Source organism: Bradyrhizobium sp. CCBAU 45394, assembly GCF_028128655.1.
In the GTDB taxonomy this organism is placed as follows: Bacteria; Pseudomonadota; Alphaproteobacteria; order Rhizobiales; family Xanthobacteraceae; genus Bradyrhizobium; species Bradyrhizobium diazoefficiens.
The window spans coordinates 384,491-406,774 of record NZ_LBIX01000175.1 but is presented as its reverse complement, the minus strand read 5'-3'; the positions used below and the strand labels follow the sequence as shown (position 1 = coordinate 406,774).

The window sequence follows — 22,284 nt, the reverse complement described above, 5'->3', positions numbered from 1 at the left end:
ACGCAATATTACGCATTCGGCAGTATGCTGCGATGCGAAGAGGGATATAGCGATGCCTATTGGTGAGTTTGGCGGCGCGCCGCCCCTGGCTGCAGAAGGCAGTCCGGTCCTGACGACGCCGATGTACTGGATGTACGAGATGGCCCACGCCTCTCTCAATCCGGCACGTGCGGTCACCGACGCGACCAAGTTCCTGTTTCAGAATCCCCTCAATCCCTGGGCGCGCACCGAGGTCGGCAAGTCGGTCGCCGCGGCCTGCGAATTGTTCGAGCGCACCACGCGCCGCTACGGCAAGCCGGAATGGGGCCTCAACGACACCGAGGTCAACGGCATCCGCGTCCCCGTCGAGATCCGTTCGGTCTGGGAAAAGCCGTTCTGCCGGCTGCTCTACTTCGATCGCAAGTTCACCCGTCCGCTGCGCAGCCCGCAGCCGCGCGTGCTGATCGTAGCCCCGATGTCCGGCCACTATGCGACGCTGCTGCGCGGCACGGTCGAGGCTTTGCTGCCCGCGCATGATGTCTACATCACCGACTGGGCCGATGCCCGCATGGTGCCCCTCAGCGACGGCCGCTTCGATCTCGACGACTACATCGACTACATCATCGAGATGTTGCACGTCCTCGGCGGCAACACCCATGTCATGGCGGTGTGCCAGCCCTCGGTGCCCGTCGTCGCCGCCGTTTCGATCATGGAAGCGCAGCGCGATCCGTTCGTGCCGACCTCGATGACCCTGATGGGCGGCCCGATCGACACCCGCCGCAATCCGACCGCGGTGAACAACCTCGCCCAGGAGCGCGGCATCGACTGGTTCCGCAACCACGTCATCACCAAGGTGCCATTCCCGCATCCGGGCATGATGCGCGACGTCTATCCGGGATTTTTGCAGCTCAACGGCTTCATCAGCATGAATCTCGACCGGCACATGGATGCCCACAAGCAGCTTTTCGCCCATCTGGTGAAGGGCGACGGCGATCTCGTCGACAAGCATCGTGAGTTCTATGACGAATATCTCGCGGTGATGGACCTCTCCGCCGAGTATTACCTGCAGACCGTCGACACCGTGTTCGTGAAGCACGCGCTGCCGAAGGGCGAGATGACCCATCGTGGAACCCGCGTCGATCCCTCCAAGGTCAAGCGTGTGGCGTTGATGACGGTCGAAGGCGAGAACGACGACATCTCCGGTCTCGGTCAGACCGAAGCAACGCACACATTGTGCCGCTCGATCCCCGATCATCGCCGCGTTCATTACGTCCAGAAGGGCGTCGGCCATTACGGCGTGTTCAACGGCTCGCGTTTCAAGTCGGAAATCGTGCCGAGGATTCACGACTTCATGGTCTCCGCTGCGAATCCGAGCTCGTTGCAGGCTCTCGCGGCCGAATAGAGCGTTTTCGAGCGAAGCGGGACCGGTCCGCGCAAAGAAAACGCGTCAGAAGTGGAATCGAGAGCCATCTCCGTTCGATCACATCGGAGCGGACATCGCTCTCGACGCGTTTTTCGGCTTTCCCGTCGAAAATTCGGGTGCTGCCGGAGGTTCCGGCAGGGCTTGGTTCCCTCCAGATTCGCGGTATTTAGGTAGCTTTATAGGAGTGAGTCAGCCCTCACCCCTTGGGGGTGTCGCATGCGTCCGGAGGGGGCGAAAAAAGCGGGTTCCAACCCCAGTCTGTAGGGTCTCCCGGACGCCAGACCCCTGTATATTGGGCAAATGATTTGTTTTTGCGCCGAGCGCTTTCCCTGGCGGCGGTTATGGCAGAATCCGGGCGAACTCCTGCTCCCCGGACTGACAGACATGGCCACTCGCGCTCTCCTCTATCGGCGGCCCCACGAGCCAAAGACCCTCGTCATCACCCATGGATCGCAGTTTTTTGCGATTCGGCTGCGTCGGCACAGGCGTGCGCGCCGCTACACGCTCAGAATTCATCCGAGCGATCGCGAAGCCATCCTCACCATGCCGCCGCGCGGCACGCTCGCCGAAGCAAAAGACTTCGCGCAGCGTCACGGTGCATGGATTGCGGCACGTCTCGGGCGTTTGCCGAAGGCCGCGCCGTTCCAGCCTGGCACAGTGATACCGCTTCGCGGTGTTCCCCATCGTATCGTTCATCGCGCCGGTGCGCGCGGCACGGTGTGGACGGAAGTGCGCGACAGCGGTGAACGCATTCTCTGCGTCGCCGGCGGCGTCGAACATGCTGACCGCCGCGTCCATGACTTCCTCAAGCGCGAGGCGCGCCACGATCTTCAGCGTTCGGCCGAAGCCTATGCCGGCGAGCTCGGTGTCAGGGTCAAGCGGCTGTCGATCCGCGACCAGTCCAGCCGCTGGGGCTCCTGCACCTCGGCCGGCTCGCTGTCGTTCTCCTGGCGCCTGATCCTCGCGCCGCCCTTCGTGCTCGACTATCTCGCCGCCCACGAGGTCGCCCATCTCGTCGAGATGAACCACTCGGCGCGGTTCTGGCGCGTGTGCGGCAAGGTCTGCCCCTCGATGGAGCGCGCCAAGAGGTGGCTCGACACGTGCGGGAACGACCTGCACCGGTACGGGGTCGAGGATTAGCGTCGGCTGCTAACCAAATTGGAGCTGTCATCGCCCGCGAAAGCGGGCGATCTAGTATTCCGAGGCGGTTGTTATTGAATCGAGAGGCCGCAGCGTACCGGGCTGAACATTTCGCGGGCAATGACGGCGGAGAGTGGGGCGACGTCAGCGCCTTGCGCCACGGCTTTTGATTTGCCCGACGTATCAATGACCTCGCACAATCCACCGCGCATCGCGCCAGCAATCACCGGCTACTGTGCATGGGGTTGTTTTCGCAGTTTCTGTTTTGAGGTCGTTACGGCCTCAAGCAAGGCCTACCGATTTCCACCAAACAACCGGTCCATCAGCCAGCCATCCAGCCCCGCCGCCGCTTCCGGCCGCGCATTGGCGCGCGTCGGTGGCGGGCGATAGCCGCTATTGTTCACAGGCGCCGGTCCGGGCGCGGCCGCCGTCGGCGGCGACACCTGCGATGCCGCCTGCGCGAGGTTCGACAGGCCCCAGCTCGCTTGCGAGTTCGGCAAGTTCGCCACCGGCACGCCCTCGTGCGCGGTGCGCATGAAGCGCGACCAGACTTCGACCGGCAGGCCGCCGCCGGTGGCCTTCTTGGTCGGCGCGTTGTCGTCATTGCCGAGCCAGACGCCGGTGACGAGGTTGGCGGTGTAGCCGATGAACCAGGCGTCACGGTAATCCTGGCTGGTGCCGGTCTTGCCGGCCGCCGGCCAGCCGGGGATCTCGGCCTTCTTGGCGGTGCCTGATATCAGCGTTTCCCGCATCATTGAATTCATCATGCCGACATAGCGCGGGTCGATCACCTGGTTGCGCTCGTCCGGCTGGCGCATGTAGAGCAGCTTGCCACTGAGCGTCCTGATCCGCGTGACGACATGCGGCGTCACCGCGAAGCCGCCATTGGCGAAGGGCGCATAGGCGCCGACCAGCTCGACGACCGAGACTTCGGAGGTGCCGAGCGCGATCGAGGCATTGGGCTCGAGCTTCGAGGAGATGCCGAGCCGGTGCGCGGTGCGCACCACGTTCTTGGGCCCGACCTCGAGACCGAGGCGGATGGCGACCGTGTTGAGCGACATCGCCAGCGCCTGGGTCAGCGTCACCGCGCCGAAATATTCATGGGTGTAGTTCTCAGGTCTCCAGCCCTTGACCTCGATCGGCGCGTCCTGGCGTACGGTGTCGGGCGTCAGGCCCTGCTCGAGCGCGGTCAGGTACACGAACGGCTTGAACGAGGAGCCCGGCTGGCGCTTGGCGGTCACCGCGCGGTTGTACTGGCTCTCGGAATAGTTCCGCCCACCGACCATGGCGCGCACGGCGCCGTCGGGCGTCATCGCCACCAGCGCGCCCTGGCTGACATTGAACTTCACGCTCTTGGCCGCGAGTTCGTCGATGATGGCGGCTTCCGCCACGCCCTGCAGCTTCGGATCGATCGTGGTCTCGACCTTGATGCTCTCGTCGATCTGGCCGACGAGGTCGTCCAGCACCTCGCCGATCCAGTCGGCGACGTAATTGACCGTGCCGGCGCCGACCGGCTTCACGTTGTAGGAGGGATGGCCGATCGAGGCCTGCGCCTGCGCTTCGGTGATGAACTTTGCATCCGCCATCGCCGTGAGCACGATTTGCGCGCGCGCTTCCGCGCCTTCCGGGTTGCGGTTCGGCGCAAGCCGCGAAGGCGATTTGACGAGGCCGGCCAGCATCGCGGCTTCCGCGATGGTCACGTTCTTCGCCGACTTGCCGAAATAGCGCTGCGCGGCGGCCTCAACGCCATAGGCGCCGGAGCCGAAATAGACGCGGTTGAGATAGAGCTCCAGGATCTCGTCCTTGGAATGCTTGCGCTCCAGCCAGATCGCGAGCTCCGCCTCCTGCAGCTTGCGCTGCATGGTGCGCTCCTGGGTCAGGAACAGGTTCTTCGCGAGCTGCTGCGTCAACGTCGATCCGCCCTGCGACACGCCGCGATGAAGCACGTTGGTGACGAGGGCGCGCAGGATGCCGACGGGATCGATGCCGAAATGCGAATAGAAGCGGCGGTCCTCGATGGCGATGAAGGCCTTGGGCAGGTATGGCGGCAGATCCTTCAGCGCGACATTGGCGCCGGCCATCTCGCCGCGTTGCGCCAGCATGCTGCCGTCCATGCCGACGATCTGGATCGTCGGCGGACGCTTGGGAATTTCCAGCGACTGGATCGGCGGCAGATGGGCGCCGACATAGATCACGACGCCGACCACGGCGATGGCGCCCCACAGGCCCACCACCGCGCCCCAATAGACCAGGCGGCCAAGGCTGGCGCCGATACGCGACTTCGACCGGCGCTTGGCGCCGCTGCGGCCGGCCGGTGGCTTCCGCTCGCGCGGCGGCTCGTCGCCGGAATCCTCAGCTTTGCGCCTGGCGGACGATTTCGCTGACTTCTTCGGCTTGTCCTCGCCGCCCGGGACGCGGTCGGCCGCGGTCAGGCGTAGGTCGGCGAGCGCCGCGGGCAAGCCGAACAGCGGCTCCTTCCGCCCACCCTTTTTCTTTCCCCACGCCATACGCAAAACGCCCGGTCAGCCCGCCCCGCCGCACGCTAGCGGTCGCTGTTTAAGGCCCGGTTACCCAGAGCTTAACGCGCGATTAGGAGGTGCGGCATTCGCCCGCCGCAGTTCCGCTGATCGGACGGCGAAGCTAGGATCGCCGCCACAAAACAAGAGGGAACACACGAGGGAGTACCTATGGGCCACATCGATCCGACCAAGGAGATTTTCGCGCAATTCCGGGACAACGATCGCCCGGGCCCGATCCACATGCTCAATCTGGTGCGGCTGCGCAAAGACGCCGTCTACCCGGACGGCCGCAAGGCGAGCGGCGCGGAGGCCTACGCGGCCTATGGCCGCGAGAGCGGCCCGGTGTTCGAACGCCTCGGCGGGCGCATCGTCTGGCAGGGCAGGTTCGAGCTGATGCTGATCGGCCCGCAGGAGGAACGTTGGGACCATTGCTTCATCGCTGAATACCCAAGCGTCGCCGCCTTCGTCGAGATGATCCGCGATCCCGTCTATCGCGAGGCGGTGAAGCACCGCCAGGCCGCCGTGGAGGATTCGCGGCTGATCCGGCACGCGGTGCTGCCGGTGGGCAAGAACTTTGGCGAGGTGCCGACTTGAGAGCCGCGGAGCGACACTCTCTCTGCCGTCACGGCCGGGCTTGACCCAGCCATCCACGCCTTCTTGTTCAGTCATTCCGGGGCGGCTCGAAGAGCCGAACCCGGAATCTCGAGATTCCGGGTTCGATGCTGTCGCATCGCCCCGGAATGACAGCGGAGGAAACTAACCCGCCGGCCCTGCATCCTCCAGGATCGGGCCGAACAGTTCCCAGCGCTCGCCGTTGAACTTCATCATCTGAAGCTGCTTGTTGACGCGGTAGTCGGTCGGCGAGGTGTTGGCCTTGATGCCGGGCAGTGCGATGTCGCCGGTCACGTCCTTCAGCGACGCCGCCTGCTTCATGACGTTCTCGCGCGTCAGGTTGTCGCCGCACTGCTGGAGCACATGGGCCAGAAGCTGCGCGGTGCCGTAGCCGTAGGTGTTGAAGTTCGAGTCCTTGTCGCCGTCCGGGTAGTATTTCGCCATGAAGTCGAGATACCGCTTCATGCCGGCATCGTCCTTCCAGGTCGGATCGAGCGGGTCCTTGCCGTAGTTGACGCTGATGACGCCCTTGGCGGCATCGAGCCCCGCGGGCTTCATCACCGCGCCGACCGAGGTCGCGTTGATGTCGACGATCTGCACCGGATGCCAGCCGAGCTCGGCGATCTTCTTGATCGCCTGCGCCGCCTGCTTCGGCGTGGTCGCGCTGAAGAACAAATCGGCGCCGGCATCCTTGATCTTGAGGATCTGCGAATCGACGGTCGGGTCGGACACCTCGTAGGACGCCTCCGTCACGATCATCTTGGCGGCCTTGTCGCCGAGGCCGGCCTTGATGCCGTTCAGATAGTCCTTGCCGAGGTCGTCGTTCTGATAGAGCACGCCGATCTTGGCGTTCGGATGCTCCTTCAGGATGTATTGGCCATAGATGCGGCCTTCGACGAAATAGTTCGGATTGTAGCCCATGGTCCACGGGAAGTTCTTGGGGTCCGTGAACTTCGAGGCGCCGGTGGCCGCGAACAGCTGCGGCACTTTCTTGGAGTTGAGATATTTCTGCACGGCCGCGTTCGACGGCGTGCCGATGATCTGGAAGGTGAGCAGCACCTCGTCGCTCTCGACGAGCTTGCGGACCTGCTCCACCGCTTTCGGCGGCGAATAGGCATCGTCGTATTGAATCAGATTGATCTTGCGGCCGTTGATGCCGCCCTGGTCGTTGATCATCTTGAAGTAAGCGGCCTGGGTCTTGCCGATCGACGCATAGGCCGACGCTGGCCCCGAGAACGGCACGGTCTGGCCGACCTTGATCTCGGTGTCGCTGGCGCCCGGATCATATTTTTTCTGGGCATTGGCCGCAGAGACCGACAGCGCCAGGGTCAGCGCCGTTGCCGTGGCCAGATGCAGCATTCCATTCCTCATTCGCAATTTCCTCAGCTTGTTATTGCCGATGATCTGCCGGACGCACTGTTGCGCGCCCGGCGCCATCGCTGCCGGGGAGTGTGGAGGAGGCGTTGCTGCAACGCAAGGCGGGGATGTGCCCGCAGTTCGTAGGGTGGGCTGCGGTTCGCCAACCCACCCTGTGACGTCTCCGAGTCGCTAGCCCGACGGACCGTTGTCCTCGATGATCGGTCCGAACAGCTCCCAGCGCTCGCCGTTGAACTTCATCATCTGCATCTGCTTGTTGACGCGGTAGTCGTTCGGCCCGGTGTTGATCTTGATGCCGGGCAGCGCGAAGCTCGGGGTGAAGTCCTTGATGTTGGCGACCTGCTTCATGACGTTCTCACGCGTGAGGTCGTCGCCGCATTGCTTCAAGACCTGCACCAGCAGCTCGGCCACCGAATAGGCATAGGTGTTGACGGTGTTGAGCTTGTCGCCTTCCGGGAAGTACTTGTCCATGAAGGCGAAGAAGGCCTTCACGCCCGGATCGTCCTTCCACTGCGGATCGCTGGGTTCCTTGCCATACTGGGTCGAGATGATGCCCTTGGAGATCTCGAGGCCGGCCGGCTTCAGCGTCGCCGAGATCGGGCTCGCATTGATGTCGAGGATGTGCACCGGCGTCCAGCCGAGGTCGGCGAGCTTCTTGATGGCCTGCGCGGCGAATTTCGGCGTCGAGGCATCATAGAACAGGTCGACGCCCATCGACTTCAGCTTGACCACCTGCGAATCCACGGTCGGATCGGTGACCTCGTAGGACACCTCGCCGACGATCATGCCGGCGGCCTTGTCGCCGAGGCCGCTCTTGAGCCCCGCGAGGTAGTCGCGTCCCATGTCGTCGTTCTGGTAGAGCACGCCGATCTTGGCGTTGGGGTGATTGGCCAGAATGTACTTGGCGTAGATGCGCCCCTCGGACACGTAGTTCGGATTGTAGGCGATGGTCCAGGGATAGTTCTGCGGATCGTTGAAACGCGCCGCGCCGGTCGAGGCCAGCAGCTGCGGCACCTTCTTGCCGTTGAGATATTTCTGCACGGCGGCGTTGGCCGCGGTGCCGATGAGCTGGAAGGTGAAGAGCACCTCGTCGCCTTCGACCAGCTTGCGGACCTGCTCGACGGTCTTCGGCGGCGAATAGGCGTCGTCATACTGGATCAGGTTGATCTTGCGGCCGTTGATGCCGCCCTGATCGTTGATCATCTTGAAGTAGGCGGCCTGGGTCTTGCCGATATTGGCATAGACCGAGTAGGCGCCGGAGAACGGCACGGTCTGGCCGATCTTGATCTCGGTGTCGCTCGCACCGGTGTCATATTTCTTCTGTGCGAGGGCTTGGCTGGCGGAGACCGCGAAGGCGAGCGCCGCCGTGGCAGCCATGAAGACTCTGCGATTGCTCATGTTGGGTTGTTCCTCCTGACGGAATTTTCGGCCGATGGTCTTTTTCCGTTGGTTGCAACGGTCGCCATCGCTGCCGAAGAGTGTGGAGGAACGTTCGCCGCCGCGCAAGGATCGCGGCACTGCGCCGTAGCGTCTCAGGCCAAGGATCTTAGGCCCAAGGATCTTAGGCCAGCGGTCCTAGGCCAGGAACAATGCCGCCAGCGCGATCGCCGCCGGCAGCGCCTGCACGAGCAGGATGCGCGTGCTGACGGTTGCCGCGCCATAGGCGCCGGCCACGATCACGCAAAGCAGGAAGAACGCCTTGATCTGGAATGCAAAGGCCGGGTTGCCGTGAAGCAGGCCCCAGATCAGGCCGGCGGCAAGGAAGCCGTTATAGAGGCCCTGATTGGCAGCCATCACCTTCGTGATCGCGGCCTTTTCCGGCGTATTGCGAAAGACCTTCAAGCCCTGCGGCTTGTCCCAGAGAAACATCTCCAGGATCAGGAAGTAGGCGTGCAGTGCGGCGACCAGCGCCACCAGGATATTCGCGATCAGACTCAAGTTGAGCTCCCCCAAAGCGTCAGCTTTCGGGTGGACGGTAGCACGCCCGGCATGGCAAGTGCGATCCCATGATTTGAAGTGATGGAGTCGCAATGGCCGCTCGATCAACCAGCCTGCCGGAACGCTTCGGCCTCGATCGTCTGGCGACGCCGATCGGAACCGCCCTGCTCGTCACCGATGCCGAGGGCGCCTTGCGTGCGCTCGACTGGGACGACTACGAGCACCGCATGCGCGAGCTGCTGCGCCTGCACTACGGCGCGGTGGATCTGAGCCAGCGCTCCGCGCCGGCAGCGATCAAGGCCGCGCTGTCGGATTACTTCGCAGGTAACCTCGGAAGGCTATCAGCGATCGCATGGCGCATCGCCGGCACACCGTTCCAGCAAAAGGTCTGGACCGCGCTTGCGCAAATCCCCGCCGGCACCACGATGAGCTACGGCGCGCTCGCCGCAAGGATCGACATGCCCAGGGCCATTCGCGCCGTCGGCCATGCCAACGGCTCCAACCCGATCAGCGTGGTGCTGCCCTGTCACCGCCTGATCGGCGCCGACGGCTCGCTGGTGAAATACGGCGGCGGGCTCGAGCGTAAGCGCTGGCTGCTGCGGCACGAGGGAGTGGAGGTCTAGGTTCTCACTCCCGTGGTCATTCCGGGGCGCGCGTAGCGCGAACCCGGAATCCATTTATCCGCGTCACCAGTGGCTCGATGGATTCCGGGCTCGCCGCTGCGCGGCGCCCCGGAATGACGAGGGGAGAGAGGTGCGCGCGACCGCCGTCACGCCGCGGGCTGAACCGCCTTGTCGCCGGCCATCACGTGGGTCAGCGCGCTCTTGATCGCGGACTGGCGGGTCGGCGCGTTGATCTGCGCGCCGAGCAGGTCGGTGACGTAGAACACGTCGCGCGCGCGCTCGCCAAAGGTCGCGACGTGGGCGGAGGCGATGTTCAGATTGAGCTTCGAGATCGCGGTGGTGAGCTCGTAGAGCAGGCCGGGCCGGTCGAGGCCGGATACCTCGATCACGGTGTAGCGGTCGGACCACTGGTTGTTGATGGTCACTTCAGGCTCGATCACGAAGGGCCGTGCCTTGCTGCGCACCGTGCGCCGCGCCACCACCTCGGGCAGGCGCAGCTTGCCTTCCAGCACGTCCTCGATCATCTCGCCGATACGGGTGGCGCGCCTTCCCTCGTCCTCGTCGCGGTCGTATTCCCGGGAGATCGAGATCGTGTCGAGCGCGCGGCCGTCGGTCGTGGTGTAGATCTGGGCGTCGACGATGTTGGCGCCGGCGGAGGCACAGGCGCCCGCGATGATCGACAGCAGCCAGGGATGGTCGGCCGCGAAGATGGTCAGCTCGGTGACGCCGCGCACCTCGTCGAAGCCGACATTGATCGCGAGCTTGTGGCCGGCCTGCTCGCTGGAGCGGACGAAGCGGGCGTGGCGGATCTTGCGCGGCAGCTCGACCTTGAGCCAGTAGGCCGGGTAGTGCCGGGCGATATAGGCGTCGAGCTCGTCCGCCGGCCATTCGGCGAAGGCGTTGCGGAATTCGGCGTATGCGGCCGTGAGGCGCTTGCCGCGGTCGACTTCCGAGAAGCCGCCGGTCAGCACCGGTTCTGTCTCGTAGTACAGTGAACGCAGCAGCTGCGCCTTCCAGCCGTTCCACACGCCGGGACCGACGCCGCGGATGTCGGCGGTAGTGAGGATCGTCAGCAGCTTCATCTGCTCGACCGACTGCACCACGGCAGCGAAATTCTCGATCGTCTTGCGGTCCGACAGGTCGCGCGACTGCGCGACCGTGGACATGGTCAGATGCTCCTCGATCAGCCAGGCCACGAGCTCGGTGTCGGCCGGGCTGAAGCCGAGCCGCGGGCAGAGCCGCCGCGCCACCTTGGCGCCGGCGATGGAGTGATCCTCCGGCCGGCCCTTGGCGACGTCGTGCAGGAGCGTCGCAATGTAGATCACCGAGCGATGCTCGGGCCGGATCTTGCGCATCAGGTCGCTGGCTACGGCGAATTCCTCGATGCCGCCGCGCTCGATGTCCTGGAGGAAGCCGACGCAGCGGATCAGATGCTCGTCGACGGTGTAGTGATGATACATGTTGAACTGCATCATCGAGACGATCTTGCCGAAGGCCCGGATGAAGTGGCCGAGCACGCCGGTCTCGTTCATCCGACGCAGCACGATCTCCGCGTTGTCGGAGGTAAGGATCTCCATGAACAGCCGGTTGGCTTCGGGGTTCTCGCGAAGCTGGGCGTTGATCAGGCCGAGCGAGCGCGTCACGTCGCGCATCGCGTCCGGATGAAAGGCGAGGTTGTTCTTCTGCGCCAGGCGGAAGATGCGGATCAGGTTGACCGGGTCGTGCTTGAAGACGTCGGGCGCGGCGACGTTGATGCGGTTGTTGTCGACGATGAAGTCGTCGCTGTCAGGCACGCGCCGCTTCGCGGGGGTCGGGCGCAGCCGCGCCATCATCCGGCTCAGGACCGGCGCGGGCTTGGCCTGCTGGTCCTCGAGCTTGGCGCAGAGGATGGCGGTGAGGTTGCCGACTTCCTTGGCGACCAGGAAGTAGTGCTTCATGAACCGCTCGACGTCCTGCATGCCGGGATGCGAGGTGTAGCCGAGCCGGACCGCGATCTCGCGCTGGAGATCGAAGGACAGGCGCTCTTCGGCGCGGCCGGAGTAGAAGTGCAGGTTGCAGCGCACCGACCACAGGAAATCGGCGCAGCGGCGGAACGTGCGGTATTCCTGCGCGTCGAACACGCCGCGCTCGACCAGCTCGTCGGTGTCGCGGACGCGGTAGACGTATTTGGCGATCCAGAACAGCGTGTGCAGGTCGCGCAAGGCGCCCTTGCCGTCCTTGACGTTGGGTTCGACCAGGTAGCGCGACTGGCCGCCGCGCCGGTGCCGCTCCTCGCGCTCGGCGAGTTTTGCGGTGACGAATTCGGACGCGGTGCCCTGCACCACTTCCTTGTCGAAGCGTTCGACCAGCTCGTCATAGAGCGGCTGGTCGCCGGTCAGGAAGCGCGTCTCCAGGATTGCGGTGCGGATCGTCATGTCGCCGCGCGCCTGCCGGATCGACTCGTCGACCGAGCGCGTGGCGTGTCCGACCTTCAGCCCCATGTCCCAGAGGCAATAGAGGATCGCCTCGGCGACCTGCTCGCCCCAGGCGGTCTGCTTGTAGGGCAGGATGAAGAGCAGATCGATGTCCGATTCCGGCGCCATCAGGCCGCGGCCATAGCCGCCGGTCGCGACCACCGCCATGCGCTCGGCGCCGCTCGGGATCGGCGAGCGGTAGAGATGGCGGGTTGCCGCCGAATAGAGGATGCGGATGATCTCGTCCTGCACATGGCACAGCCGCTCGGCGCAGCGACGGCCATGGCGGTCCTTCAGCAGGATCGCCTGTGCGGCGGCGCGCGCCGCGATCAGCTCGGCCTTGAGCAATTGCGCCATGGCCGTGCGGAACGCGTCCTCGCGTCCCTGGTGCTTTTCGGCAAGCGCATCGACCGCTGCGGTGATCCGCGCGGTGTCGAAGCGATCGTCCACCTCTTGCTTGTGCTCTGTCGTGACGCTGTCCATGTCACACCGGATATAAGAGGTGACAGGCGCTGTCACCCGCCATTCGCTGGCAATAGTCGTTCCATGCTTGAAAAGCCCGGCATCGGGCAAAGTTGTTCTCGGGCGACCCGCTTTCAAGGGTGGGATTTTCTCGTTGACCTCTAGATGTAACTCATTGAAAAACAATGAAGTTTTTGAGGAGGGCGGGCATGACCAAGGTGACACGACGCATTCTGCTGGTGGGCGCGATGGCGCTCGCCATGACCCCCGCGGCGCGGGCGGCCGATCCGCTCAAGGAAATCCGCATCGACTGGGCGACCTACAATCCGGTGTCGCTGGTGCTGAAGCAGAAGGGGCTGCTGGAGAAGGAGTTCGCCAAGGACGGCATCACCATCACCTGGGTGCAATCGGCCGGCTCCAACAAGGCACTCGAATTCCTCAATGCCGGCTCGATCGATTTCGGCTCGACCGCGGGCTCGGCGGCGCTGGTGGCGAAGATCAACGGCAACCCGATCAAGTCGATCTATGTCTATTCGCGTCCCGAATGGACCGCGCTGGTGACGGGCAAGGAGTCCAGGATCGCAAGCGTTGCGGATCTCAAGGGCAAGCGCGTCGCGGTGACGCGCGGCACCGATCCGCACATCTTCCTGGTGCGCGCGCTGCTTGGCGCCGGCCTCACCGAGAAGGACATCACGCCGGTGCTGCTCCAGCACGCCGACGGCAAGACCGCGCTGATCCGCGGCGATGTCGATGCCTGGGCCGGGCTCGATCCGATGATGGCGCAGGCCGAAGTGGAGGAGGGCGCCAAGCTGTTCTATCGCAAGGCGGACGCTAACACCTGGGGCATCCTCAATGTGCGCGAGCAGTTCCTGAAGGACTATCCGGACGTGGCCCGCCGCGTGCTCGCCACTTACGAAGAGGCGCGCAAATATTCGCTGGCGAACTATGACGAACTGAAGAAGACCTTCATCGCCGTGACGAAGCTTCTCGAGGCCGTCGTCGACAAGCAGCTCAAGGAGCGCACCGAGCTGACCCACAGCCGCATCGGCTCGCCCCAGCGCGAGTCGATCCTCGCCGCCGGCCTGGCGTTGCAGCAGGCGGGCGTCGTCGACGCCAAGGTTGACGTGAAGGCGACGCTGGATGCGCTGATCGACGACCAGATTCCGCTGCCGACGAATTAGTCGGCAGGAAGAGGCAGCCGCGCGTGCATCAAACTCCGCCGTCGTCCCGGCCTAGTTGCGCAATTGCGCACGGGGGGCCGGGACCCATCACCACAGGGAGTGGTTGTTGCGCGAAGGCGGTCACTCCGAATCCCCGTAACCACTCCTCCCCGTGGTTATGGATCCCGGATCGGCGCGCGCTTGAGGCGCGCTTGTCCGGGACGACGGTCGTGGGTGTGGCGACACTGTTGCATTCCCTCACAAGACGCGCTTGCTATGGCCATGATCTCCGACGCGCCTGCCTTGCAACGATCCTCTGAACCGGCCGAGGGCGCCGCCGCGCCCTCGCGCATCGCGCGTTACGCGCGGCCGGTGCTGGGTGTGCTGTTGCCGCTCGCGCTCGCGCTCGGCTGGGAGCTCGTGGTGTGGTCCGGCTGGTCCAACGGCCGGCTGGTGCCGCCGCCCTCGCGCGTCTTTGTCACCATCACTGACCTCGCCCGCTCCGGCGAGCTGGTCCGTCACATCGCCGCGACGCTGTGGCGTGTCGGCCTTGGCTTCGCGTTCGGAGTGGTCGCCGGCACGCTGCTCGGCGCGATTTCCGGCTATTGGTCGCTGGCGCGCCGGCTGCTCGATCCGACCGTGCAGGCGCTGCGCGCGATACCCTCGCTGGCCTGGGTGCCGCTGTTCATCCTCTGGCTCGGTATCTTCGAGACATCGAAGATCGCGCTGATCGCGGTCGGCGTGTTCTTCCCGGTCTATCTCGGCGTGATGGGTGCCATCCTCTCGGTCGATCGCAAGATCGTCGAGGTCGGGCGCACCTTCCGCCTCTCCGGCCCGGCGATGATCCGCCGCATCCTCTTGCCCGCGGTGCTGCCGGCCTATGTGGTGTCCTTGCGCGTCGGCCTCGGTCTCGGCTGGATGTTCGTGGTGGCGGCCGAATTGATCGGGGCGTCCGAAGGTCTCGGCTATCTCCTGCTCGACGGCCAGCAGCTCGGCAAGCCCGCGCAGATCCTCGCCGCGATCGTGATCTTCGCCATGCTCGGCAAGCTCACGGACTGGCTGATCGAGGTCGGGTCCGCGCCCTTCCTGCGCTGGCAGGACGGCTTCGGGCGTCCCAGGGGAGCGTAACGCGATGCTCGCGCTCGACAGGGTCAGCAAGACCTATCCCAACGGCGTCGAGGCGCTGGCGCGTTTCTCGGCCGCGATCCGCCAAGGCGAGATCGTCGCCATTATTGGCGGCTCCGGCTGCGGCAAATCAACATTGCTGCGCGCTATCGCCGGCCTCGATCGCGCCAGCTCAGGCACGGTGACGCTCGACGACGAGGCGATCGCCTCGCCCCACGCCAAGATCGGCATCATCTTCCAGGAGCCGCGGCTTTTGCCCTGGCTCAGCGTCGCCGACAATATCGGCTTTGGCCTTGCCGATTTGCCCGCGGCCGAGCGGCGCGAGAAGGTGGCGCGCGCGCTCGCGCGCGTCGGGCTCGCCGACAAGGCGCAGGCCTGGCCGCGCGAGCTCTCCGGCGGGCAGGCGCAGCGCGTCGCGATCGCCCGCGCGCTGGTGCCGCAGCCCGAGGTGCTCTTGCTCGACGAGCCGTTCTCCGCGCTCGACGCATTCACCCGCAGGGATCTCCAGGATCATCTGCTCGATCTCTGGGCCGACACGCGCCCGACCTTGATCCTCGTCACACATGACGTCGACGAGGCCGTGGTGCTGGCAGATCGCGTGCTGGTGATGCGGCCGCGGCCGGGCCGCCTGTTCGACCAGATCGAGATCAATCTGGGCCGGCCGCGCGACCGCAATTCGCCGCTGTTCGAGAACTTCAAACGAAGTGTGCTGACGTCACTCGACCGTTCGCTCGACCGCAGCGTGCCCGACCGTGACGCAACCCAGGGTCCCGGTCAGGCCATGTGGTGGTGACAATTTCTCCTCAAGCCGGTACATCGAGGGGCGATTTTTCCGGGAGAGAACGAAAATGGACGCTGCCCAACTGCGCCAGATGCAGGCCCCGATCAAGGAACGCTACAAGACCGATCCCAAGACCGCGCTGATCACGTTGAAGGCGAAGGGCTCGACCGACAGCGACGGTATCGCCTGCAAGGTCGAGACCGGCCGCGCTATCGCGCTTGCCGGCCTGCATCCGGCCACCGGCGGCTCCGGCCTCGAACTCTGCTCCGGCGACATGCTGCTCGAGGCGCTGGTTGCTTGCGCCGGCGTCACGCTGAAATCGGTTGCGACCGCGATCGAGGTGCCGCTCAAGACCGGCAACGTCTATGCCGAGGGCGATCTCGATTTCCGCGGCACGCTCGGCGTCGACAAGGAGACGCCGGTCGGCTTCGCCGAGATCCGCCTCCGCTTCGAGGTCGACACGCCGGCGCCGCAGGACAAGCTCGATCTGCTGCTCAAGCTCACCGAGCGCTATTGCGTGGTCTACCAGACCATCAAGAACGGCCCGAAGGTTTCGGTGTCGATGCAGCGGATGTGAGGCGCGAGCCACTGCTCCACAACTGATGTCGTTCCCGCGTAGGCGGGAACCCATAACCCAAGGCTGTCGTGATTTCGGACGGTCGTAGGTCCGGCTCTCGAATCACTACGCCCTGTGGCTATGGATTCCGGGTTCGCGCTTCGCGCGCCCCGGAATGACGGACAGAATGCCTTCCTTCCGGATCTGCGCTTCGCTTGTCCGGCACGACAAACAAAAAAATGTCCCCCGAGCTCCACTTCATCCTCTTCCTGCTCCTGCGCATGGCGATCGCGGCGGCGTTCGTCGTGACGGCCTCGATCATCACCGAACGCTCGGGTCCGGTGATCGGTGCGCTGATCGCGACCCTGCCGGTCTCGGCCGGTCCGTCCTACGTCTTCCTCGCGATCGACCATGACGCCGCCTTCATCGCGCAGGGCGCGCTGGCGAGCCTGCCGGTGAACGCGGCGACCATCTTCATGTGCCTCACCTATGTCGTGCTGTCGCAGCGGCACAATCTCGCGGTGAGTTGCGGCAGCGCCGTCGCGGTGTGGATCGGGCTGGCCTCGATCATCCGCCAGTTCGACTGGTCGCTCACCGCCGGGCTTGCCGCCAATCTGATCGCATTCGGCATCTGCATTCCGCTGCTCGCAGGCTATCGCCACGTGAAGATGCCGCTGGTGACGCGGCGCTGGTACGACGTCCCGATGCGGGCCGCGCTGGTCGCGACCCTCGTCGCCATCGTGGTCTCGACTTCCAGCTGGGTCGGCCCCCGTATCAGCGGCATCATCGCGCTGTATCCCGTGGTGTTCTCCAGCATGATGGTGATCCTGCATCCGCGCATCGGCGGTCCGCCGACCGCCGCCGTGCTCGCCAACTCCGCCTGGGGCCTGCTCGGATTCGGCATGGCGGTCGCCGTCATGCACGTCGCGGTGGTGCAGTTCGGCCTGGCCGTCGGCTTGAGTCTTGCGCTCGGCACTTGCGTCACCTGGAACCTGACGCTGTGGGGGATCGGCCGGCGCGCGATGCGCAAGGCTCGGCAGAAGCCGTGAGACTACGGATGAACGCGAGATGATGTCGAAGACATATCTGCGGCTAGTTCATTCGAGCAATCAGCGCGGCGTCCCGCAAGCCGTTGAATGACAAATGTCATTTCAAATTCGGGCCGAGACCGCCGCGGGGCGCCGTGTGCACCGATGATTTTCCCCGGCTGCTGCTTTCCGACATTTCTATTAGAACTTTGTTCGAGCTTTTCCCGTACGAATCAACTTGCATACCCGCGTCCGACACCGCCCGCGTATATTTTGGCGGATCTCTATTCAAGCGATCGGACCTGCGGGAACCGCTGATTGGAATACGGCATCGCTGCCGCGCGGTCACATCCCCTTGGTTCCGACGGGCACGTCCCGATCGGTGTTGTTTCGAGATGGAGATTCTTTGATGTTTGGTCGCAACTCCCGCAGTGATGCAGACGCACAGCTCGCCGCCATCGGCCGGTCGCAGGCCGTGATCGAGTTTGCGATGGATGGCACGATTCTTACGGCCAACCAGAACTTCCTGAAGGCGCTCGGCTACTCCCTCGACGAGATCAAGGGGAAGAAGCACGCCATGTTCGTGCCGGCCGACCAGCGCGACAGCGCCGAATACAAGGCGTTCTGGGCGCAGCTCAACCGCGGCGAGCCGCAGGCCGCCGAATTCAAGCGAATTGCCAAGGGCGGCCGCGAGGTCTGGATCGAGGCGTCCTACAATCCGGTGCTCGACAATGCCGGCAAGCCGGTCAAGGTCGTGAAGATCGCGACCGACATCACCGCCAAGAAGGTCCGCGCCATGACGGAAGCCTCCAAGGTGTCCGCCATCAGCCGCGCCCAGGCCGTGATCGAGTTCAAGCTCGACGGTACCGTCGTCACGGCCAACGAGAATTTCTGCAAGGCGCTCGGCTATTCGCTGGCCGAGATCGAGGGCAAGCACCACAGCCTGTTCGTGGCTCAGTCCGAGCGTGACGGCGGCGCCTATCGCGAATTCTGGGCCGCGCTCAACCGCGGCGAATACCAGGCCGGCGAGTTCAAGCGCATCGGCAAGGGCGGTCGCGAGGTCTGGATCCTCGCCTCCTACAATCCCCTGCTCGACGAGAACGGCAAGCCGTTCGGCGTCGCCAAGTTCGCGACCGACATCACCGCGGAGAAGCTGAAGAACGCCGATCTCGCCGGTCAGATCGCGGCGATCGACAAGGCGCAGGCGGTGATCGAGTTCAACATGGACGGCACCATCATCACCGCCAATGCCAACTTCCTCGGAACGCTCGGCTATTCACTCGCCGAGATCAAGGGCCATCATCACAGCATGTTCGTCGAGCCTGCCGAGCGCGACGGCGCGGCCTATCGCGAGTTCTGGGCCGCGCTCAACCGCGGCCAGTACCAGGCGGCGGAATACAAGCGCATCGGCAAGGGCGGCAAGGAGGTCTATATTCAGGCCTCCTACAACCCGATCCTCGATCTCAACGGCAAGCCGTTCAAGGTCGTGAAATATGCCACCGACACCACGAAGCAGGTGCTCGTCCGCATGGGCAACGAGCGCGTCCGCGGCATGATGGAATCTGTCGCCGCGGGTTCGGAGGAGCTCAACGCCTCGGTGCGGGAGATTTCCGAGGCGATGACCAAATCGCGCGAAACCGCGATGAGCGCGGTGGATCAGGTCGCCGCCGCCGACGCCCAGGCGCAGCGCCTCACCGAGGCCGCGCAGGCGATGAGCGGCATCGTCGAGATGATCAACAGCATCACCGGGCAGATCAACCTGCTCGCGCTCAACGCCACGATCGAATCCGCGCGCGCCGGCGAAGCCGGCCGCGGCTTTGCCGTGGTCGCCTCCGAGGTGAAGAGCCTCGCCAACCAGGCCAAGCAGGCGACCGACAAGATCGGCCAGGAGATCGGCAGCCTCAACGGCATCTCCGGCGACGTCGTCAGCGCGCTCGGCTCCATCAAGCAGGCGATCAACAATGTCAGCGAATACGTGACATCGACCGCCGCCGCCGTCGAGGAGCAGAGCACGGTCACGAACGAGATGTCGACCAGCATGCAGCGCGCCGCGGCGGAAGCGGCGGCGATCGCGGCGCGGGCGTAGGGCAGTATCGTAGGGTGGGCAAAGGCGCGCGCACTTCGCGCGCCGTGCCCACCATCCATCCGCGAATTCGTCGTTGCATGGTGGGCACGCTACGCTTTGCCCACCCTACGGCGCCGTTACTGCTTCGGCAGCTTGGCCTTCAACGCATACAGTGCATCGAGCGCCTCGCGCGGCGACATCTCGTCGGGGTGCAGCGCCTTCACCGCGTCCATCAGCAGCTCCGCCTCGCTCGGCGGCGCGGCTTCCGCGGCGGCGCGTGAGGGCACGGCGAACAACGGCAGATCATCGGCGAGGGCCCGCGCGGTCTGGCCGCGATCCTGCGCCTCGAGTTTCGCCAGCACGGATTTGGCGCGCGTGATCACGGCCGGCGGCAGGCCTGCGAGTTTTGCCACCTGGATGCCGTAGGAGCGGTCGGCCGAGCCCGGCAGCACCTCGTGCAGGAACACGACATTGCCCTGCCACTCCTTGACGCGCACGGTGGCGTTGAACATCCGCGGCAGCTTGGCCGAAAGCGCGGTGAGCTCATGATAATGCGTCGCGAACAGCGTGCGGCAGCGGTTGCTCTCGTGCAGATGCTCGATCGCGGCCCAGGCGATCGAGAGGCCGTCGAAGGTTGCCGTGCCGCGGCCGATCTCGTCGAGGATCACGAGCGCGCGTTCGCCGGCCTGGTTCAGGATCGCCGCGGTCTCGACCATCTCCACCATGAAGGTCGAGCGGCCCCGTGCGAGATCGTCGGCGGCGCCGACGCGCGAGAACAGGCGATCGATGATGCCGATGCGGGCGCGCGTCGCCGGCACGAAGCTGCCGATCTGCGCCAGCAGTGCGATCAGCGCGTTCTGGCGCAGGAAGGTCGATTTACCAGCCATGTTGGGACCGGTCAGCAGCCAGAGCTGTCCGGATTTTTGCGCGGGCGCCGGCGAGAGATCGCAGGCATTGGCAATGAACGGCTCGCCGTTGCGCTTCAGGGCCTGCTCGACGACGGGATGACGGCCGGCTTCGATCGCGAAGCCGAGCGAGGAGTCCACTTCCGGCCGCACATAGTTCTCGTCGACTGCAAGCTTGGCCAGCGAAGTCGCAACATCGAGCAGCGCAAAGCCTTGCGCGGCGGCGCGCAGGTCGTCGCTGATCTCGAGCGCCTTGGCGCAGAGCCGCTCAAAGATCTCGAGCTCGAGGCCGAGCGCGCGGTCGCCGGCATTGGCGATCTTGGCTTCGATCTCGCCGAGCTCGGAGGTCGTGAAGCGGACCTGGCCCGCAAGCGTCTGGCGATGGATGAAGGTCGCGTTGAGCGGTGCCGACATCAGCTTGTCGCCATGCTGCGCGGTGACCTCGACGAAATAGCCGAGCACGTTGTTGTGCCGGATCTTGAGGCCTTTGACGCCGGTGTCGTCGGCGTAGCGGGCCTGCATCGAGGCCACCACGAGGCGCGAGGCGTCGCGCAGGTTCCGGGCTTCGTCGAGCGCGGGCTCGTAGCCCTGGCGCACGAAGCCGCCGTCGCGCTTGATCAGCGGCAGTTGCTCGTCGAGCGCTGTCGCAAACTCGGCCGCGAGCTCGCGCGATGGTCGCGTCAAGGCCGCCATCACCGCAGCGATCTCCTGCGGCGGCTGGTCGAGTTCGCCGAGCCGCGCCAGCACCTGGTCGGCGGCGATGATGCCGTCGCGCAAGCCCGCGAGGTCGCGCGGTCCGCCGCGGCCGACCGAGAGACGGGCCAGCGCCCGCGACATGTCGGGCGCGCCGCGCAGGATGCTGCGGATGTCTTCGCGCGCGGCCGAATCGGCAACGAAGGCGCCGACCGCGTCGAGCCGCCGCGCGATCGCCGGCGCATCCGTCAGCGGCGCCGCCAGCCGCTGCGCCAGCAGGCGCGAGCCCGCCGAGGTCACGGTGCAGTCGATCGCATCGAGCAGGGAGCCGCGGCGCTCGCCGGCGAGCGTCCGCGTCAGCTCGAGATTGGCGCGCGTGGCCGGATCGATCGCCATGGTCGCACCCGAGGCTTCGCGCGCGGGCGGTGACAGTGGCGGGTGCCTGCCGACCTGGGTGCGGTCGACATAGGTGACGGCGGCGGCCGCGGCCGTCGCTTCGAGCCTGGTCAGCTGTGCCAGCCCGTCCATGGTCGCGACGGCAAAGTAGTCGCACAGCCGCTTCTCGGCGGTTGCGCCGTCGAAGACGTCGCGGGTCAGCGGCGTCACCGCCGGCAATTCGCGCAAGGTCTGTCCGAGCTCGTTGTCATTGTAGAGCGCGTCGGTGACGATCGCCTCGTTCGGATTGATCCGCGCCAGCGTTGCGGCGAGCTCGCCGCCCGAGCATTCCGTCACCATGAATTCGGCGGTCGAGATGTCGATCCATGCGAGCCCGAAGCGGTCGCCGCCGGTGGACGAGCGGGCGCGCGCGATCGCCAGCAGGTAATTGTTGGCGCGCGCATCGAGCAGCGTGTCCTCGGTCAGCGTGCCGGGCGTGACCAGCCGCACCACGCCGCGGCGCACCACGCTCTTGTTGCCGCGCGCTTTCGCGGCGGCGGGATCCTCGGTCTGCTCGCAGACCGCGACCCGGTGGCCGGCCGAGATCAGGCGGTGCAGATAATCCTCGGCGCGCTCGACCGGCACGCCGCACATCGGGATGTCCGCGCCCTGGTGCTTGCCGCGCTTGGTCAGCACGATGCCGAGCGTCTTGGAGGCGATCTCGGCGTCCTCGAAGAACAATTCGTAGAAGTCGCCCATCCGGTAGAACAGCAGCAGGCCCTGATGCGCCGCCTTGATCTCCAGGTACTGTTCCATCATCGGCGTGACGCGCGCGGCGGCTTCCGCCTGAGGCGCGGGCGTTTCGTCGGGCGGCGGTACGGGTATCGGCTGTTGCATCGTCATGGGCGGCGCAACCTACAAAATTTCGTCCCGCGCTCCTATCGGTTTGGCCGGGGAAGGGAGGTTTTCCACGCTGTCCGTATGGCGGGATAAGCGCGCCTCATCTTCGGTCGTCATTCCGGGATGCGCCGAAAGGCGCAGGCCCGGAATCCATAACCCCGGCTTGTGGT

Annotated in this window: 16 protein-coding genes; 10 read left to right on the top strand and 6 right to left on the bottom strand. The window is 65.2% G+C overall.

The genetic code is table 11. The features are described 5' to 3' along the window. Positions 1-52 precede the first annotated feature (52 nt). Positions 53-1,381, top strand: a complete 1,329-nt coding sequence (locus WN73_RS37120) for a polyhydroxyalkanoate depolymerase (RefSeq protein ID WP_028172598.1) — start codon at positions 53-55, stop codon at positions 1,379-1,381. 321 nt (positions 1,382-1,702) lie between these two features. After that, a complete protein-coding gene (locus WN73_RS37115) occupies positions 1,703-2,542 on the top strand; it encodes a M48 family metallopeptidase (protein WP_271557200.1) in 840 nt (279 codons plus the stop codon). A 293-nt stretch (positions 2,543-2,835) separates the two neighbouring features. On the opposite strand, the gene WN73_RS37110 is transcribed toward WN73_RS37115, so the two are convergent. Continuing rightward, positions 2,836-5,049 (bottom strand): transglycosylase domain-containing protein, encoded by a 2,214-nt coding sequence (locus WN73_RS37110; RefSeq protein ID WP_271557199.1) that lies wholly within the window; start codon positions 5,047-5,049, stop codon positions 2,836-2,838. A 180-nt stretch (positions 5,050-5,229) separates the two neighbouring features. On the opposite strand from WN73_RS37110, the gene WN73_RS37105 reads away from it, so the two are divergent. Further along, positions 5,230-5,655, top strand: a complete 426-nt coding sequence (locus tag WN73_RS37105; RefSeq protein WP_011083733.1) for a DUF1330 domain-containing protein — start codon at positions 5,230-5,232, stop codon at positions 5,653-5,655. A 162-nt stretch (positions 5,656-5,817) separates the two neighbouring features. On the opposite strand, the gene WN73_RS37100 is transcribed toward WN73_RS37105, so the two are convergent. The 3 genes from WN73_RS37100 to WN73_RS37090 all read right to left on the bottom strand — a co-directional run bounded on the left by WN73_RS37100 (position 5,818) and on the right by WN73_RS37090 (position 8,982). After that, positions 5,818-7,044 carry an ABC transporter substrate-binding protein gene (locus WN73_RS37100; protein WP_028172601.1) on the bottom strand — a complete coding sequence of 409 codons (1,227 nt, stop codon included), beginning with the start codon at positions 7,042-7,044 and terminating at the stop codon, positions 5,818-5,820. A 177-nt stretch (positions 7,045-7,221) separates the two neighbouring features. After that, complete coding sequence (locus WN73_RS37095; RefSeq protein WP_028172602.1) at positions 7,222-8,448, bottom strand: ABC transporter substrate-binding protein; 1,227 nt, start codon at positions 8,446-8,448, stop codon at positions 7,222-7,224. Positions 8,449-8,625: 177 nt separating this feature from the next. Beyond that, the gene (locus tag WN73_RS37090; RefSeq protein WP_186363054.1) at positions 8,626-8,982 is read right to left on the bottom strand and encodes a DUF1304 domain-containing protein; all 357 of its coding nucleotides are present in this window, start codon (positions 8,980-8,982) and stop codon (positions 8,626-8,628) included. Between the two features lie 98 nt (positions 8,983-9,080). On the opposite strand from WN73_RS37090, the gene WN73_RS37085 reads away from it, so the two are divergent. Then, complete coding sequence (locus tag WN73_RS37085) at positions 9,081-9,611, top strand: methylated-DNA--[protein]-cysteine S-methyltransferase (RefSeq protein WP_028172604.1); 531 nt, start codon at positions 9,081-9,083, stop codon at positions 9,609-9,611. Between the two features lie 146 nt (positions 9,612-9,757). Here WN73_RS37085 and WN73_RS37080 read toward each other — a convergent pair whose 3' ends face one another. After that, entirely contained in the window at positions 9,758-12,547 is a 2,790-nt protein-coding gene (locus tag WN73_RS37080) for a [protein-PII] uridylyltransferase (protein ID WP_028172605.1), read from the bottom strand. Between the two features lie 188 nt (positions 12,548-12,735). On the opposite strand from WN73_RS37080, the gene WN73_RS37075 reads away from it, so the two are divergent. The 6 genes from WN73_RS37075 to WN73_RS37050 all read left to right on the top strand — a co-directional run bounded on the left by WN73_RS37075 (position 12,736) and on the right by WN73_RS37050 (position 19,262). After that, positions 12,736-13,707, top strand: coding sequence for an aliphatic sulfonate ABC transporter substrate-binding protein (locus WN73_RS37075; protein ID WP_271557198.1), 972 nt, complete (start codon positions 12,736-12,738; stop codon positions 13,705-13,707). A gap of 261 nt (positions 13,708-13,968) precedes the next feature. Next, positions 13,969-14,814 (top strand): ABC transporter permease, encoded by an 846-nt coding sequence (locus tag WN73_RS37070; protein WP_038965193.1) that lies wholly within the window; start codon positions 13,969-13,971, stop codon positions 14,812-14,814. Positions 14,815-14,818: 4 nt separating this feature from the next. Beyond that, on the top strand, positions 14,819-15,604 hold the full coding sequence (locus WN73_RS37065) for an ABC transporter ATP-binding protein (RefSeq protein ID WP_028172608.1): 786 nt from the start codon (positions 14,819-14,821) through the stop codon (positions 15,602-15,604). A gap of 55 nt (positions 15,605-15,659) precedes the next feature. Beyond that, complete coding sequence (locus tag WN73_RS37060) at positions 15,660-16,169, top strand: OsmC family protein (protein ID WP_027542149.1); 510 nt, start codon at positions 15,660-15,662, stop codon at positions 16,167-16,169. 218 nt (positions 16,170-16,387) lie between these two features. Continuing rightward, entirely contained in the window at positions 16,388-17,197 is an 810-nt protein-coding gene (locus WN73_RS37055; protein ID WP_011083743.1) for a hypothetical protein, read from the top strand. Positions 17,198-17,585: 388 nt separating this feature from the next. After that, positions 17,586-19,262, top strand: coding sequence for a methyl-accepting chemotaxis protein (locus tag WN73_RS37050; RefSeq protein ID WP_271557196.1), 1,677 nt, complete (start codon positions 17,586-17,588; stop codon positions 19,260-19,262). 116 nt (positions 19,263-19,378) lie between these two features. Here WN73_RS37050 and mutS read toward each other — a convergent pair whose 3' ends face one another. Then, positions 19,379-22,117, bottom strand: coding sequence for a DNA mismatch repair protein MutS (mutS, locus tag WN73_RS37045; protein WP_060909484.1), 2,739 nt, complete (start codon positions 22,115-22,117; stop codon positions 19,379-19,381). Positions 22,118-22,284: the final 167 nt, after the last annotated feature.

Excerpts from the sequence above, each read along its gene's own strand:
- WN73_RS37120 (WP_028172598.1), top strand. The coding sequence starts at position 53 with ATGCCTATTGGTGAGTTTGGCGGCGCGCCGCCCCTGGCTGCAGAAGGC.
- WN73_RS37115 (WP_271557200.1), top strand. The coding sequence starts at position 1,703 with ATGATTTGTTTTTGCGCCGAGCGCTTTCCCTGGCGGCGGTTATGGCAG.
- WN73_RS37110 (WP_271557199.1), bottom strand. The coding sequence starts at position 5,049 with ATGGCGTGGGGAAAGAAAAAGGGTGGGCGGAAGGAGCCGCTGTTCGGC.
- WN73_RS37105 (WP_011083733.1), top strand. The coding sequence starts at position 5,230 with ATGGGCCACATCGATCCGACCAAGGAGATTTTCGCGCAATTCCGGGAC.
- WN73_RS37100 (WP_028172601.1), bottom strand. The coding sequence starts at position 7,044 with ATGAGGAATGGAATGCTGCATCTGGCCACGGCAACGGCGCTGACCCTG.
- WN73_RS37095 (WP_028172602.1), bottom strand. The coding sequence starts at position 8,448 with ATGAGCAATCGCAGAGTCTTCATGGCTGCCACGGCGGCGCTCGCCTTC.
- WN73_RS37085 (WP_028172604.1), top strand. The coding sequence starts at position 9,081 with ATGGCCGCTCGATCAACCAGCCTGCCGGAACGCTTCGGCCTCGATCGT.
- WN73_RS37080 (WP_028172605.1), bottom strand. The coding sequence starts at position 12,547 with ATGGACAGCGTCACGACAGAGCACAAGCAAGAGGTGGACGATCGCTTC.
- WN73_RS37075 (WP_271557198.1), top strand. The coding sequence starts at position 12,736 with ATGACCAAGGTGACACGACGCATTCTGCTGGTGGGCGCGATGGCGCTC.
- WN73_RS37070 (WP_038965193.1), top strand. The coding sequence starts at position 13,969 with ATGATCTCCGACGCGCCTGCCTTGCAACGATCCTCTGAACCGGCCGAG.
- WN73_RS37065 (WP_028172608.1), top strand. The coding sequence starts at position 14,819 with ATGCTCGCGCTCGACAGGGTCAGCAAGACCTATCCCAACGGCGTCGAG.
- WN73_RS37060 (WP_027542149.1), top strand. The coding sequence starts at position 15,660 with ATGGACGCTGCCCAACTGCGCCAGATGCAGGCCCCGATCAAGGAACGC.
- WN73_RS37055 (WP_011083743.1), top strand. The coding sequence starts at position 16,388 with ATGTCCCCCGAGCTCCACTTCATCCTCTTCCTGCTCCTGCGCATGGCG.
- WN73_RS37050 (WP_271557196.1), top strand. The coding sequence starts at position 17,586 with ATGTTTGGTCGCAACTCCCGCAGTGATGCAGACGCACAGCTCGCCGCC.
- mutS (WP_060909484.1), bottom strand. The coding sequence starts at position 22,117 with ATGACGATGCAACAGCCGATACCCGTACCGCCGCCCGACGAAACGCCC.